Raw genomic sequence first — 15145 nt, forward strand, 5'->3', positions numbered from 1 at the left:
CTTGCGCCCATGACTCGCCCCGCCGCCCCCTTGCCATCCGCCGATTCACCCGTACACGCGGGTATTTCTCAGCCGCCGGGCGGCTCGATCTCTCTGCCGGAGCTGCTGCTGCTCGCCAGCGTTTTCGTCATCGCCGCCTGCGGTCTCGTGTACGAGTTGACGGCCGGTGCGCTGGCCAGTTACTTGCTCGGCGACTCCATCCTGCAGTTCTCCACCATCATCGGCACCTACCTCTTTGCCATGGGCATTGGCTCCTGGCTGAGCCGTTTTGTGGAGCGCCAACTCATCGCGCAATTCCTCAAGATTGAGTTGCTGGTGGGTGTGATCGGCGGGCTGATGCCGGCCGCCTTGTTCGCGGCCCACAGCTTGCTGCCGCCCGGCCAGCAAGCCGGATTTCGCATCCTGCTATACAGCCTGGTGCTGCTGGTGGGCGCGTTGGTGGGGCTAGAAATTCCACTGGTGATGCGCATACTGAAGAAGCACTTCAGCCAGCGCTATGCCTTGCGCGATCTGGTCTCGCAAGTGCTGACCTTTGACTACCTCGGCGCCCTGGTGGTGGCACTGGCATTCCCACTACTGCTGGTGCCGCATCTGGGCCTGGTGCGCACCGGCTTGTTCTTTGGCCTGCTCAATGTGCTGGTGGCGGCGTGGGCGCTGCTGCTGTTTCGCCATGAGCTGCGCGCCTTCAAAAGCCACGCCTGGGCTTGTGGCCTGAGCTTGCTGCTGCTCAGCGCCGCCATGCTCGGCGCCGACCGCTTGAGCAGCTGGGCCGAAGACCGCTTCTACGGCGAACACATCATCGTGCGCGAAAGCTCGGACTATCAGCGCGTCGTCGTTACCGCCGGCAATGGCGGCGTGCGCCTGTTTCTGAACGGCAATCTGCAGTTCCACTCCAAAGACGAGTACCGCTATCACGAAGCGTTAGTGCACCCAGCCATGGCCGGCCACGGCGCGCCCAAGAAGGTGCTGGTGCTGGGCGGTGGTGATGGCATGGCCGTGCGCGAGGTGCTGCGCTACCCCTCGGTGGAAAGCGTCACCCTGGTGGAGCTGGACCCACATATGACCCAGCTCTTCGCCACCCTGCCCTTGCTGCGCCAGCTCAATGCGGATGCGCTCTTGAGCCCCAAGCTGAAAATCGTGAACGCCGATGCCTTTGGCTGGCTGGAGCAAAACCCGGCGCTGATCTTCGACGTCATCGTCATCGACTTCCCCGACCCCAGCAATTTCGCCCTGGGCAAGCTCTACACCACCAGCTTTTACCAATTGGTGGACCAGCACCTCAGCGCCGGCGGCTATGCCGTCGTACAAACCACCTCGCCGCTGATTGCGCGGCGCAGCTTCTGGACCGTGGTGAACACGCTGGAGGCGGTGGGTTTCAGCACCACGCCCTACCACGCCCATGTACCTAGCTTTGGCGAATGGGGCTTTGTGCTCGCCGCACGCCGGCCTTTTGCGCCGCCGCGCGCGTTGCCCAACAGCCTGCGTTTTCTGAACCTGGCGGGGCTGCCGGCGCTGATGAACTTTCCGCCCGATATGGCAAGGTTGCCCACGGACGTGAACCGCTTGTCGAACCAGGCCCTGGTGCATGAGTTCGAAGCCGAGTGGGGCAAGGTGCATTGAAGCGCCGCAGCCTCATCCTAGGCGCCGGCACGGCGCTACTCGGCGCCTGCCAAGCCCCCTCGCCTGAAGTGGCCGGCGGCTGGGTCGGCGCCTCGGCCGCACGCGGTCATCGTCTGCGCACGGCCCTGCCCGATTTCACCGCCGCTCCCGTCAAGCGCTGCCAGACCCTCATCATCGGCGGCGGGGTGTCAGGTCTTGCCTGCGCCCGCGCCTTGGTGAGTACTAGGCATGACGATGTGGTGCTGCTGGAACTGGAGGACCGCGCTGGAGGCAATAGCCGCGGCCATCAGATGGGCGGCATGGCTTGCCCCTTGGGCGCGCATTACTTGCCCGTGCCGGGCCGAGACAGCCCAGAGGTCTACCAACTGCTGGAAGAACTGGGCCTGGTGCGGCAAGTGCTCGGCCGCCCGGTTTACGAGGAGCGCCATCTTTGCCACAGCCCGCAAGAGCGCTTGTTCTTTCAAGGCCAATGGCATGAGGGTTTGCTGCCACCCGCGCTCACACCCGGCACGCGCGAGCAATACCAGCGATTCGAGGCGGCGGTGGACGCCGTGCAACGCCAGCTGCGCTTCACCATCCCCAGCCACCGCGCGGGCTGGACACCAAAGCACGCCGAGTTGGACGGACAGACCTTCGCCACCTGGCTGCGCAGCCAAGGCCTGGACGACGCTCAGCTGCTTTGGTATCTGGACTACTGCTGTCGCGACGACTTTGGCGCCGGCCTGGCCACTGTGTCCGCCTGGGCCGGCCTGCACTATTTCGCCAGCCGCCACGGCTTTCACCCGCCTGGTGATAGCGCCCAAGAGCGCGAGCCGGTGCTGACCTGGCCGCAAGGCAACAGCTACCTGACCGAGGCCATGAGCGCCGGCCTGCAGGCTCAATTGCACAGCGGCCGCACGGTGCTGCGCATCAGCCCCGACAAACATCAGGTTCAGGTGCAGGCCTGGAACGAAGCCACACAAAGCCCCGAGGTGTGGGAAGCCAGGCAAGTAGTACTGGCCACGCCGCTCTTCATCGCCAACCGGCTGCTTGCTGGCGCGCTGGCGCCGCTGCGCGCTGCCGCCCAAGTCTCGCGTTATGCGCCTTGGCTGGTAGCCAATCTGCACATCGGCGCGCCCTTGCTGCAACGCGTTGGCGCGCCGCCATCTTGGGACAATGTGGTCTACGGCGGCCAGGCCCTGGGCTATGTCGATGCCATGCACCAAAGCCTGTCGCCGCAGAGCGGCGCCACCGTGCTGACGGCCTACTGGGCCCTGCCGCAAGCGCGCCGGGCGGAGCTGCTGCAAGCCGACTGGCGGCCCTGGCTGGGCCTGGTGCTGGCGGAGCTCAGCCATGTCCACCCCGATCTGCCCGGGCAGCTGCTGCGCGCCGATCTGATGCGCTGGGGCCATGCGATGAGCATCCCCGTGCCGGGCCTGCGCGGCGCCAGCAGCCTGGCGGCCTTGCGCCGCCCGCAAGGCCGGCTGCACTTTGCACACAGCGATCTGGCAGGCTATTCGGTCTTCGAAGAGGCCTACACGCGCGGCGTGGAGGTGGCCGCAATGATCGCCGGCAAACACCGGTGACGCGCCGCCATCAGCGGCACCGGCGGTGATGGCAAAGGCCTGCCTCTAGGCTGCGATGATGGCGTTTTGTTCTCAACGCAATCTCCATGACCAAGACAAGTCTTATCGTCACCCTGGCCTTGACGCTCGGCGGCTTTGCTGTGCTTGAACCAGCTGCCGCAGCCAAGAACACGGCCAAAGCCGCCGCAGCGCCTGCATCAGCCCCGACCCATGCCGCAAGCAGCCCATCGGCCGCCCCGTCGGGTGCGGCGGGTGCGGCGCAGGCGCTGACCACTGCCTCGGGCATCCGCTACGAGCCCCTGAAGGTGGGTACGGGCGCGCACCCGACCGCCGCTGACAAGGTGCGGGTGCACTATGTCGGCCGCTTCTTGGACGGCCGCGAGTTCGACAGTTCCCTGAAGCGCGGCACGCCGGCGGAATTCCCGCTGTCCCGCGTCATCAAATGCTGGACCGAAGGCGTGCAGCTGATGCAGGTCGGCGGCAAGGCCCTGCTGCATTGCCCCTCGAACCTGGCTTATGGCGAGCGCGGCGCCGGTGGCGGCGAGATTCCACCCAACACCCCGCTGGTCTTTGAGGTGGAATTGCTGGGCATCGTGGCGCCCTGACGCAGGCGCAATGCCCTGCGGTGGCTGAAGACAAGAGCTGGCCGACCAAAAAGCCCGGCAAGCCCTCAGGCTTGCTAACGCAGCGGCTGCCCCGGCCCTTGTCGGCCTTCCGAGCGTGCGCTGAGGTAAGCGTACAGGTCGACGATATGGGCGTTCACCACCGGGTCACTTTGCCAGGCCGGCATCACGGCTTGGCCGACCGGGCGGGTGCTCAATCCTGCCGAATTGCCACCAGCCTGGGACGCGGACCAGTCATAGCGCTTCAGCACCAAATTGGTAAAGCGGTCGGAACCCATCTCACGCACACGCGGTAGCAGATCGGGGGCCTTGACCGTGCCGGTGGCGGCAGCGCCATGGCAGGCCGCGCAGTTCTCTTGAAACACGCGCCAGCCGGTAGCTACCGAACCCGGCAACTTGGCCGCCTCGGCAATCTCTTTGGCGCCCTGCTTGTTTTGAAACTCGACCGCGCAGCCGCTGAGTAGCAAGGCCAATAGCGTGCTCAGCACGGCCGCGCCGCAAAGCGTGCGACGACCCGCTGGTACACGGTGATTGAAGAAGGAATGGGCGGCTTGTGGTGCACTCATCTCGTCGGCCTCCTGCTTGCTATGGCGTGCAGTCATTGTGGCCCGCGCACGCGGCTTGGAATTGATCAAGATCATGCTGGCCATTGGCTTGGGCCTAATCGTCAAATTGGGTATGCGGAAGAGCTTGCAATGGCTCGAGGCTGAATGAAGCCGGCTTTGCCGCTTCACTGCTCTTGCTGTCCCTCATGATCAGACCTGAGGGAAGCAGCCCATCGTTGCCTCCACTCCCGGCCGTTTTCTTCGTGCCGCGCACAGCACTGATCGGCCTATCTGCTTGATGCCCGCAGGGGTTGCAGAGCATTGAGGTTTGGCGGGTAAGAGCAAGATCGGCCTTTCACGCCTTTGATTGGCCTTATTGCTTGGCAATGTATATAACTGCCCCGACAGAAGTAATACGTCGGTTAAACCTCATTTTCAGGCGTACTTCAGTCCCTTGCGATGCGCCGAATATCCATTAAATACAATTACACCCGTCAATAATATTCTTCAAACACAAAAACTCAACAATCAAATTACACAAGCTAAACAACAAAGAAATTCATCTATTTTATAAAGTTAATACCTTGTGGTAAAATATCAAAACTTTATTTTCAAAGGAATAAACTATAGGTGAACTTATGCTTAGTTTTAAGAACAGGAATCTGATCGTTGCGTGGCTGTTTTTGTTGTCAGCCATTGCTGCCGAAGTCGCTGGCACCACCCTGATGGCGAATGCTTCGCGCGGTGATAGTTTCCAGGGTTATTTGTTGATGGCCGCGGCCTTGGCGGCGTCCTACTACTTGCTATCGCAAGCCATTGGACAAATCTCGATCGGCATTGCTTATGCCGTGTGGGAAGGCATCGGACTTGCCTCGCTTTCGCTGGTGAGTGTGCTGGTGTTCAAGGAAGACTTGTCGGGCACTGAGCTGCTTGGACTTGCATTAGTCATGATGGGCATCGTGTGCGTAGCACTCGGCGAGGAGTCTTGATTATGCAGACGATGCCAATTATTTTTATTATGGGTTCGGCCTGTAGCGATATTGTCGCCAATATGATGCTTGAGAAATCCAATGGTTTTAAAAACCGTGCCTGGGGTTTCGGCGCCATTGCCATGCTTTGGCTGGCGTTCCTGATGCTGGGCCAAGCCATAAAGAGCATCGATCTCGCCGTGGCCTATGCGATGTGGGGCTCAATCGGCATTTTGGGTACAGCCATCTGTGGCCGACTGCTATTCGGCCACCGACTCAAGCCGATTGCTTGGCTGGGCATTGCGCTGGTTATTGCGGCGGTGTTGGTCCTGAGCTTGGTCGAGTAAGAAGGCATCGCGCCTTCTGCCCCGGCAAGATCTGGGCTCGGCTTGGCAGCAACTTTTCCTCAAGGGGCGCGGAGCAGTCACCGCACCTTTGAACTGATTGAATCAAGGGCTCGCATGTCATCGACAGTCCAGCCCTTGGAATATGCGCGAGTTGCCGCAAATCCGGCTGCTCAACCCCCCGCCTCCCCTTCGCTAGAAAGCAAATGCGCCGGGCGCCCATCTCTGGAGCGCCCGGCGCAAGTCACGCAGCGTCAATCGATCGATGAATCAATCGGTCAGTCAATCAATCCATCACTTCCATTCGGCACGCTGCAGCAGCGGGTCATTGCCTTGGCCGAAGATTTCAGACACGCGCTTGCCGATGCCGCCCGGCGAGGCCAGCGCGGCGCTGCCACAGCTGCCATTGGCGGTCTTCAAGATGCTCCACAGCATGGCGCCGTCCCGCGGGTTGCGGTTGGGGTGCTGGCTCTTCACGACGGCATTGCTGTAGCGCTCCACCGAGTAAGGCAGGTTCAGCTGCGCGCCGTATTGCGTCTTGAGGTTACGCGAGCCAGTGCACTGGGCATCAACGTCATTGACCACCAAGTTGCCGCCGGCCCAGCCTTCGGGTGAGGACTCCAGCCCGATAGACACAATGGTCTTGGACGAGAACAAGCCGCGGTAATCGTTCCAAGCGGTCACACCGTCGTAGTTCTCAAAACGGGCGTCGTAGGACATCACGTTGACCATGTCCAAGCCCTGCGCCACTGCAGGGTAGAGGGCGGCCAGTTGGCGCTCACGGCCGGCATTGCCGCCCCAGTAGGACAGGCGACCCAGGCAGCTGGCTTGTGCGCTGGTGACTGCTGTGCAATCCGCGCCGGTGGACCAGCCCGCGGCGCTGAGGATTCGGCCGTTACCGGCCAAGTCCACCGCCTTGCGCATGGCCTTGGTGGCGTTGGCGTATTGGTCGACGTTGTTGTCCAGCTCGTAGTCAACGTCCAGGCCGTCAAGGTTCAGGTCCCGCATGATTTGCGCCAGCGAGTTGATGATGGTGCCCTTACCGGCTTGACCTTCAGCCGCCAACGCCGCCCAGTTGCCGTAGGTGGCACCGCCCACAGCCAAAATCACCTTGATATTGCGCTGATGCAAGATATCAATTGCCGCCTTGATATCTGAAGGCCGGCCATTGAAGTTAATACCGGTGCCAGACCAGGTATTGCTACTGAGGCCAGCCCAGCTGAAGCTGGGATCGGCAAAGGAAATCATGACGTGGCTGTAATTGGCGGGGATGCGGGCGAATTTGCTGGCGGCATAGACCTCGGCCGCCGTTTTCCCGCTGGCATCAAACCAGTTATCGCTCCAGCTCGGGTAGTAACCCACATAGACCCGGCCGGTGGCATTGGCGCTCAAGGCCTCAGCGGGCAGCTTGCCGCTGGGTGTAGGTGCGGGCGCTGGTGCTGGCGTCGGGGCGGGCGAAGGTGCAGGTGTGGGCGCCGGCGACGGTGCGGGCGTAGGGGCGGGTGAAGGCGCGGGCGAAGGCGCAGGCGCACTGCCCGAGCAAGCACCCAGCGTGGTCCAGGGTTTGCCGCTGCCGGCGGGGCCGCTGGCTGTTACGGGGCTATCGCCGCGCGTCCACCAATTGGCCTTGTAGCTCACGCCGTTAAGGCTGACGGTTTGCCCGCCCAGATAGACTTGATTGGCATCCCAAAGCAAAGCGCAGGTGCCTCCCGAACCACCGGGGGCCGGCGGTGTTGGCGTAGGTGCTGGCGCGGGGCTAGGTGCCGGCGCAGGGCTGGGTGCGGGCGCTGGGTTGCCGCCGCCGCCGGCACTGACGAGAACCCACAATGCGGTATTGCTGGGGTTCCAGCCGGTGCTGAGATAGTCAACCTGATTGACCAGCGCCCGGTATTCATTGTTTTGATAAGACACCACGGCGCCGGCCGCGTAAAAAGTATCGGGCTTCCAGGCGGGGCTGAGGGCGAAGGCCGAATTTGCCAGCACGGCAAGGGCAATAAGGGACAATTTATTCATGGCTTGCTTCTATTTATCTATTCCAAAGTGGTTTTGAGAGGCTTTGAAAATACTTCTGTATGCAGGCAAATTTCTATGCAGCAGAAAATTCCGCTATTCGCCCTCCGACCCGAAATATGCCGCAAGACAGGTACCCAGATCAACCGGCAATACCACTTAAATTCCACCTTTTACATTTGGTAATACCTGTAAGAGTTCAGTTGCAAATTCGGGTCGCCTCAAAACACTGGAAAAAGATGCTGGATATACCCTGCGCCCAGACGCACAGCGCGCCTTTGGCGGCCGCCTTGAGGAGGTGTTGCAAGCGGCCGCTTGGGCTTGAACCAAGCGCCTAGTAGGACGCCATCGCCACAGCGAGGGCAGCCGCTTGCAAGTAGCGCGGCTCACCGTAAGCCCTGGCCTCGTCTTGGCAGGCATGGGCCAGCTTGATCAGATGGTCGTCATCCGAGGCCCTGGCCAGCGCCAGCACCTCGGGCCAGCTTTGCGGCAGCGCGGCCGGCCGCCGGGCCAGCGGCGTGACGCGGCCCGCCAGGTAGGCGGCCGTGAGTGCCCGCGCCAGCTGCAGTTGCACCTGTTCGGGCTGGGCCAGCCAGGGCAGCACAACTCGCAGGGCGCGCAGACCCGTGATCATGTGCAGCACGGTGAAGTTGCGCGTTTGCATATAGATCTCAAGTGCCAGTTGCGCCAGTTCGGCCACGCGCGTCGGCGCATCAGCGGCCGGCGCCAAGGCGTCGGCAAGCAGCTGATAGGTGGGCGTGGCGCTGGCCTCCATCATGCGCAGTTGGATCAGCGGCGCTTCGCTGCGCCAGCCCTGCGCGCGGGCGGCCAACTCGGCGACCCAATCCGGCAAAGCCAAGCTCGGTGGCTCAGCAACAAGGCGTGGCGCCGGCAAAGCCTGCCAACGCGAGGCCCAGTAAGCCAAGGCGGACGCCAGTTCGGGCTCATACCCCGCCTGGATGGCGTGCGCCGTGCGAATCAGGCCATGAAAGGCGGCGGTCGCCAGGCCTGCATCCATCAGCTCAGGCAAGACGCGGCGCAGCAAGGCATCTCGCCCCTCCTGCGCCAGCGCAGTCTCGAAGAACGCCCGCAAAGGCGCATAGGCGCTCATTTGCCCGCGCAAAGCCAGCCAATCGGCGGCTGCAGGTGCCGGCTCGGGGCGGGCAAGGCCCTCGAAGCGGCGCGCATAGCCCGACTCAAACGCACGCAGCTGCTGCGGACTGGCGCCCAGCTCGAACAAGGCATGCAAGGCCATCGGCAGGTGGTTGGCCAGCTGATCACGGTATTCGGGCGGATAGCTCAGGCCTTGTGCCAGCAACTCATGCACATCCGCCAATTCGGCGCGGGTAGAGCTTGCGCTCGTGGCGTCGCCGCCCTGGTCGCTTGTGGCTGGGCTTGCGCTTGCCGAGGAAGCTGCTGCGGTGGCTGCGGTGGCTGCGGTGGGGGGATGGGTCAGAACCTTGGCGTCATCAAGCTGGGTTTGCATCTCAGAGTCCTTTCTTCATTTGCGAGACAGACGCCTATACTGAAAGTTCAAGTTAACTTGAAGTCAAGCACTTCATTCGCGCGATGCCAGCCAAAGCCACTGAAGATCCCAATATGCCCATCGGTGAGTTGGCCAAGCGCAGCGGCTTGGCCGCCAGCGCCTTGCGCTTTTACGAACAGCAAGGTTTGCTGGGCAGCTTGCGCAATGCCGCGGGCCGGCGCCACTACCGGCGCAGCGACTTGCGGCGGGTAGCCTTCATCCGCGCAGCCCAAACCGTGGGCTTGAGCCTGGAGCAGATCAAGGCTGCGCTGGCCAGCCTGCCGGACGGCCGCACGCCCACACCGGCCGATTGGGAACGCCTCTCCCGCTCCTGGCGCCCCCTGCTCGATCAAAAAATTCAGGCGCTGACCCAGTTGCGCGATCAACTCAGCGCCTGCATTGGCTGCGGCTGCTTGTCACTGAAAAAGTGCGCGCTCTACAACCCCAATGATGGCGCGGCCCAATATGGCAGTGGGGCCCGTTACCTGCTGGGGGATAAGGCTAGCGCTGTGATGGCCGAGCAAGCCAAGCCGGACTGAGGATGATCGGCAGCAAAGGAATTTTTCACCTTGGCCAGTGTGATGGGAGAACGCAACGCCTTGGGGCTGAAGTGCCTCAGAGCTTTGTTAGGATCCCGCCCCCTAGGGAAATCCCTGGACAACAACTGGAAATCTGAGAATGAAAAAAATCATCGCTGCTGCCGCCCTGTCCTTCGTCGCCGTTGCATCCGCTTCCGCGGCTGGCAATAGCTGGTACGTGGGCGCCGACGTCGGCCGCACCACCTTCAAGGCTGACGGCGAGTCCGATGGCCAAACCGGCTTCGGCGCGCTGGTGGGCTACCAACTGAACGACAACGTGGCCTTCGAAGGCTCGCTGCGCCGCCTGGCCTCGCAAGACATCGACGTCGGCACCGTGCGCGCCAATGCCGCACAAGTCTCCGTCCTGGGCCTCCTGCCTTTGGCAAACGGCTTCTCGGTCTACGCACGCCTGGGCCTGACCCACAACGTGCTGGAAGTGGCCGTCAAGGGCGCTACGGTCTCCTTCGACTCCAACGCCGCCGTCATCGGCATCGGCGCGCAATACCAGCTCGGCAACAACCTGAGCATCCGCGGTGAGTACGCCGATCTGGGCAATAACAAGTTCGAAGTGGGCGGCAACAAGCTGTCGGCACGCATCAGCCAGTTCAATCTGGGCCTGAACTACGCTTTCTAATCCCCTGCCCTTAGCGGCTTGAAGGATGGAAAAAAGCCCTGCTTCGGTGGGGCTTTTTCATGGCCGATGCGCCATTGCCACTTTTAGCCACGCTGCAAGGCTTGCCGGCTCAGCTGCTGTGGCGCAAAGGCGCTGATCAGCTGCTGCATTAAGGCTTCAGCGCAGACGCTATTGTCTTGGCCGAAATTGCAGACATAGACGTCCAGCGTGACCCCGCCCAACTCGGGCCAGGTGTGCACCGCCAGATGCGACTCCGCCAGCAAAAGCACGCCGGTGATGCCGGTTTGCGTTTCGCCAGCCGCAGGCGCAAACCGGTGAAACAGCTCGCCCACGGCCGTCAGCCCGGCCTTGGCCACCGCCGCCAAGCAAAGCGCACGCAGGGCGGCCGGATCGACCATCAAGGCCTGCTCGGTCGCGCAGCCGCGCAAATCGGCAGTGAGGTGCAGGCCTTGCATGTCTAGGGCGCTGAAGCCAGGACGCGCATCAACCGCCGGTCACCGGCGGGAAGAAGGCCAGTTCGTCACCGTCGCTCAGCACCGCGGTTTCAGCGCACAGGTTTTTGTTGAGCGCGCAACGCAGAGCTTTGGCGCGCGACAAGGCCTGGGCATGCTGGCTGGAACTGGCGATCAGCTGATCGCGCAAGTCGCCCACACTGCAAGCCTGGGCCAGTTCGAGGCTCTGCGCCGCACCCAGCTGCTCACGCAGCGCCGCGAAGTAACGCACTTCAATCTTGATGGTCATCGCTTCAGCTCAGCTCAACAATTCATTCAGGGGCACAAAGTGCACCCAATCACCCTTGGCAATGGCTTGACCCGCTGGGTTGTCTACCAAGCCATCGGCCCAAACGGCCGAACTGAGCACGCCAGAGCTTTGGTTCTGGAATAGATCCAGGCCACCCTGCGCATTCACCCGCACGCGCAAGAATTCGCGCCGGCGGTCGGGCTTGGGCCAAGCAAAATCGGCCCGCAAACCAAAACCCACCGGCGCTGTTTTCGCAGCACCCTGCAAACGCAGAATTACCGGGCGCACCAGCAGCAAAAAGGTCACAAAGCTCGACACCGGATTACCAGGCAAGCCGATGAACCAGGCTTTGCCGCCAGTGGCCTTATTCACTTCACCAAAGGCCAGCGGCTTGCCCGGTTTGATGGCGATCTGCCACAGGTCCAGCCGGCCCTCCGCCTGCACGGCGGGGCGCAGATGATCTTCCTCGCCGACCGATACGCCGCCCGAGGTGATGATCAAGTCCGCTTGAGCCGCGGCCGCACGCAAGGCGGCACTCGTGGCCTCCAGCTGATCGGGCACGATGCCTAGGTCAGTCAACTCGCAGCCCAGGCCTTGCAACAAGGCCCGCAGCGTGAAGCGATTGGAGTTGTAGATGGCGCCGGGCTTGAGCGGCTCACCGGGCATGACGAGTTCATCGCCGGTGGAGAACAAGGCGACGCGCGGGCGTCGCGCGACCGAAAGCTGAGCCGCACCGACCGAGGCCGCCAGGCCTAGGGCCGCCGCATCGAGCCTGGCGCCCTGCGCCAGCACGACCTGACCCTCTTGCACATCCTCACCGCGGCGGCGAATCCACTGCCCGCTTTGCACCAGCGTGTTGACACGTACCTGGCCCAGTCCTGCGCCGGAGTCCGAGTCGGCCACAGCCTCGCATTGCTCCTGCATCACCACCGCGTCGGCGCCGATGGGAATCTGCGCACCGGTGAAGATGCGCGCCGCGCTACCAGGGGCCAGCACCGCACCCACCACACCGGCCGGCACCCGCTGAGTCACCGGCAGCAGTGTGCCGGGGGCGCTCACATCGGCGGCACGCAGGGCATAGCCGTCCATGCTGGTGTTGTCGGCCGGCGGCACATCCAGCAGCGAGCGAACCTCGGCCGCCAGCACCCGGCCCAGCGCCTCTTGCGTGGCCACACTCTCCGGCTCACCCAAGGGCTGCACCGCGGACAAGAGGCGCGCCAGCGCCTCATCCAGACTTTGCATGGGCGGGCGTTTGAAGGCCTGGGGCTGCTCAGACATGTTGTTCAACAAAGGCCTTCACGGCTGCCACATCGACCGCCATGGTCACCACGCGCTTGGGCAAGGCCTCGATATTCTCGAGACCCGCGGGTCGCGGTGGCTCGATGCCAATGGCCTCTTTGATGCTGGCGGCGAACTTGGCCGGCAGCGCCGTTTCCAGCACCAGCATCGTGATGCCGCGCCGGGCATGGGCGTGTGCGACTTTGAGGCCGTCGGCCGTGTGGGTGTCAACGATGACGCCAAAGTCTTCGTAGGTCTGGCGGATGGTGGCCAGACGGTCCGCATGGCTGCTGGCACCCGAGACAAAGCCGTATTGCGAGATTGCTTCGAACTGATCAGCGTTCAGCACAAAGCGGCCCTGGGTGTGCAGCGCCTCACCGAACAAGCTCTTGACCAAGGCGCCATTGCGGCCCAGCAGGTCGAACACAAAGCGCTCGAAATTGCTGGCCTTGGAAATGTCCATCGACGGGCTGGAGGTCTCGTGCGTTTCGGCCGCGTTGCGCACCCGGTAGATGCCGGTGCGGAAGAACTCGTCCAGCACATCGTTCTCATTGGTAGCCACCACCAATTGGACGATGGGCAAACCCATCATGCGCGCCACATGGCCCGCGCACACATTGCCGAAATTGCCCGAGGGCACGGTGAAGCTGACCTTCTCGTCGTTGCTCTGCGTGGCCTGGAAATAGCCCGCGAAGTAATAGACCACCTGCGCCAGCAAACGGGCCCAGTTGATCGAGTTGACCGTGCCGATCTTGTATTTGCGCTTGAATTCCAGATCGTTGCTGACCGCCTTGACGATGTCCTGGCAATCATCAAACACGCCTTCGATGGCGATGTTGTGGATATTGGCGTCTTGCAGGCTGAACATCTGCGCCTGCTGGAAGGGGCTCATGCGGCCGGCCGGGCTGAGCATGAACACATTCACGCCGGCCTTGCCGCGCATGGCGTACTCGGCTGCGCTGCCGGTATCGCCCGAGGTGGCGCCAAGGATGTTGAGCGTTTCACCGCGCCGACCCAGCTCGTACTCGAACAACTGACCCAGCAGCTGCATAGCCATGTCCTTGAAGGCCAAGGTCGGGCCATTGGACAGGGCTTGCAAGGCAAGACCTGACCCCAAGGGCTTCAGCGGCGTGATCTCGGGCGTGCCGAACACCGCCTCGGTGTAGGTGCGGCGGGTGATGGCGCGCAGGTCTTCGCTCGGGATGTCGTCGATATAGAGCGACAAAATCTCAAAGGCCAGGTCGGCATAGGCCAGGCCACGCCAGCGCGTCAGCGTGTCAGCGCTGACTTTGGGGTAGCTCAGAGGCAGATAGAGGCCGCCATCGGGCGCCAGGCCTTCCAGCAAGATCTCGCAAAAACTACGTTCGGTCTTGTCGCCGCGGGTGCTGATGTACTTCATATCAGGCCAGGTCTTCCTTGCGGATGCGCACGATGGGGGCCAGCACAGTCGGCAGTGCCTGCATCTGGGCCAGCGCCTTGTTCATGCGGCCTTCGACGGTTTCGTGGGTCAGGATGATCAGGTCGGTCTGCTTCTCGCCATCGGCGGATTCGCGCTGCAGCATGCCGTCGATGGAGATGTCATGCTCAGCCAGGATGGTGGTGATGCGTGAGAGCACACCAGCTTGATCGGCCACGCGCAGGCGCAGGTAGTAGGCGGTGATCACATCATCCATCACCAGCACCGGCGTATTGCTCATCGCGTCGGGTTGGAAGGCCAGATGCGGCACGCGGTGATCCGGGTCGGCCGTGGCCAGGCGGGTCACATCGACCAGATCGGCCACGATGGCCGAGGCCGTGGGCTCAGCGCCCGCGCCCTTGCCGTAGTACAGCGTCGTGCCCACGGCATCGCCCTGCACCAACACCGCGTTCATGGCGCCTTCCACATTCGCGATCAGGCGATTGGCGGGCACCAGCGTGGGGTGCACGCGCAGCTCAATGCCGTTCTCACGGCGGCGGGTCAGGCCCAGCAGCTTGATTCTGTAGCCGAGTTGTTCGGCGTAGCGAATGTCGGCCGCTTGCAGGGCCGTGATGCCTTCCACATGCGCCTTGTCGAACTGCACCGGCACGCCGAACGCGATGGCGCTCATGATGGTCAGCTTGTGAGCCGCGTCCACGCCTTCGATGTCGAAGGTGGGGTCGGCCTCGGCATAGCCCAAGCGTTGCGCTTCTTTAAGCACCACATCGAAGTCCAGGCCCTTGGCCTTCATTTCCGACAGGATGAAATTGGTGGTGCCGTTGATGATGCCGGCGATCCACTCGATGCGATTGGCACTCAAGCCCTCGCGCAAGGCCTTGATGATGGGGATGCCACCGGCCACGGCGGCTTCAAACGCCACCATCACGCCTTTGGCGCGCGCGGCTTCGAAGATTTCGGTGCCATGAACGGCCAGCAAGGCCTTGTTGGCCGTCACCACATGCTTGCCCTGGGCAATCGCAGCCAGCACCAACTCACGCGCCAGGCCGCAGCCGCCGATGGTCTCGACCACGATGTCGATCTCGGGGTTGTTGATGATGGCGTAGGGGTCGGCGGTCACCACAACATCGCTATCGCCAACCACGGCACGCGCAGCGGCCAGATCGCGGCGGCACACCATGCTCACTTCAATGCCACGGCCGGCGCGGCCGCGAATCTCAGCCTGATTGCGTTGCAACACATGGAAGGTGCCCGTGCCGACGGTGCCAATGCCCAACAAGCCTACTTTGATCGGTTTCAT

Annotated in this window: 15 protein-coding genes; 7 read left to right on the forward strand and 8 right to left on the reverse strand. The window is 62.7% G+C overall.

Annotation, left to right across the window (positions count from 1 at the left end; all coding sequences use genetic code 11):
* The first annotated feature begins 9 nt into the window (after positions 1–9).
* The 3 genes from AT984_RS11805 (at position 10) to AT984_RS11815 (ending at position 3790) form a co-directional block, all read left to right on the forward strand.
* On the forward strand, positions 10–1620 hold the full coding sequence (locus AT984_RS11805; protein ID WP_058722278.1) for a polyamine aminopropyltransferase: 1611 nt from the start codon (positions 10–12) through the stop codon (positions 1618–1620).
* The gene (locus AT984_RS11810) at positions 1602–3185 is read left to right on the forward strand and encodes a flavin monoamine oxidase family protein (protein ID WP_156422003.1); all 1584 of its coding nucleotides are present in this window, start codon (positions 1602–1604) and stop codon (positions 3183–3185) included. The genes AT984_RS11805 and AT984_RS11810 overlap by 19 nt, the downstream gene beginning before the upstream one ends.
* A gap of 140 nt (positions 3186–3325) precedes the next feature.
* Complete coding sequence (locus AT984_RS11815; protein WP_058722279.1) at positions 3326–3790, forward strand: FKBP-type peptidyl-prolyl cis-trans isomerase; 465 nt, start codon at positions 3326–3328, stop codon at positions 3788–3790.
* Positions 3791–3864: 74 nt separating this feature from the next.
* Here AT984_RS11815 and AT984_RS11820 read toward each other — a convergent pair whose 3' ends face one another.
* Entirely contained in the window at positions 3865–4374 is a 510-nt protein-coding gene (locus tag AT984_RS11820; RefSeq protein ID WP_197418058.1) for a c-type cytochrome, read from the reverse strand.
* Between the two features lie 617 nt (positions 4375–4991).
* Between AT984_RS11820 and AT984_RS11825 the strand changes: the two genes are divergently transcribed.
* Entirely contained in the window at positions 4992–5342 is a 351-nt protein-coding gene (locus tag AT984_RS11825; protein WP_058720263.1) for a DMT family transporter, read from the forward strand.
* A gap of 2 nt (positions 5343–5344) precedes the next feature.
* Complete coding sequence (locus tag AT984_RS11830) at positions 5345–5668, forward strand: DMT family transporter (RefSeq protein ID WP_058720264.1); 324 nt, start codon at positions 5345–5347, stop codon at positions 5666–5668.
* A gap of 291 nt (positions 5669–5959) precedes the next feature.
* On the opposite strand, the gene AT984_RS11835 is transcribed toward AT984_RS11830, so the two are convergent.
* Both AT984_RS11835 and AT984_RS11840 read right to left on the reverse strand, forming a co-directional pair.
* Positions 5960–7678, reverse strand: a complete 1719-nt coding sequence (locus tag AT984_RS11835) for a glycosyl hydrolase family 18 protein (protein ID WP_058720265.1) — start codon at positions 7676–7678, stop codon at positions 5960–5962.
* 331 nt (positions 7679–8009) lie between these two features.
* Positions 8010–9161 (reverse strand): questin oxidase family protein, encoded by a 1152-nt coding sequence (locus AT984_RS11840; RefSeq protein ID WP_058720266.1) that lies wholly within the window; start codon positions 9159–9161, stop codon positions 8010–8012.
* A gap of 83 nt (positions 9162–9244) precedes the next feature.
* Here AT984_RS11840 and soxR point away from each other — a divergent pair, with 83 nt between their 5' ends.
* Positions 9245–9739, forward strand: coding sequence for a redox-sensitive transcriptional activator SoxR (soxR, locus tag AT984_RS11845; protein ID WP_058720267.1), 495 nt, complete (start codon positions 9245–9247; stop codon positions 9737–9739).
* A 139-nt stretch (positions 9740–9878) separates the two neighbouring features.
* Positions 9879–10412, forward strand: coding sequence for a porin family protein (locus AT984_RS11850; protein WP_058720268.1), 534 nt, complete (start codon positions 9879–9881; stop codon positions 10410–10412).
* 83 nt (positions 10413–10495) lie between these two features.
* Here the strand turns inward: AT984_RS11850 and speD are convergent, their stop codons facing one another.
* From speD to AT984_RS11875, 5 genes are read right to left on the reverse strand one after another with little or no spacing between them, the layout of a single operon-like run.
* Positions 10496–10867, reverse strand: a complete 372-nt coding sequence (speD, locus tag AT984_RS11855; protein ID WP_058720269.1) for an adenosylmethionine decarboxylase — start codon at positions 10865–10867, stop codon at positions 10496–10498.
* Between the two features lie 28 nt (positions 10868–10895).
* Positions 10896–11147, reverse strand: coding sequence for a MoaD/ThiS family protein (locus AT984_RS11860; protein WP_058722280.1), 252 nt, complete (start codon positions 11145–11147; stop codon positions 10896–10898).
* Positions 11148–11162: 15 nt separating this feature from the next.
* The gene (locus tag AT984_RS11865) at positions 11163–12395 is read right to left on the reverse strand and encodes a molybdopterin molybdotransferase MoeA (protein ID WP_082680337.1); all 1233 of its coding nucleotides are present in this window, start codon (positions 12393–12395) and stop codon (positions 11163–11165) included.
* Positions 12396–12423: 28 nt separating this feature from the next.
* Positions 12424–13830, reverse strand: coding sequence for a threonine synthase (gene thrC / locus AT984_RS11870; RefSeq protein WP_058720271.1), 1407 nt, complete (start codon positions 13828–13830; stop codon positions 12424–12426).
* Position 13831: 1 nt separating this feature from the next.
* Positions 13832–15145 carry a homoserine dehydrogenase gene (locus AT984_RS11875; RefSeq protein ID WP_058720272.1) on the reverse strand — a complete coding sequence of 438 codons (1314 nt, stop codon included), beginning with the start codon at positions 15143–15145 and terminating at the stop codon, positions 13832–13834.

The sequence above is a fragment of the Paucibacter sp. KCTC 42545 genome (assembly GCF_001477625.1).
In the GTDB taxonomy this organism is placed as follows: domain Bacteria; phylum Pseudomonadota; class Gammaproteobacteria; order Burkholderiales; family Burkholderiaceae_C; genus Paucibacter_A.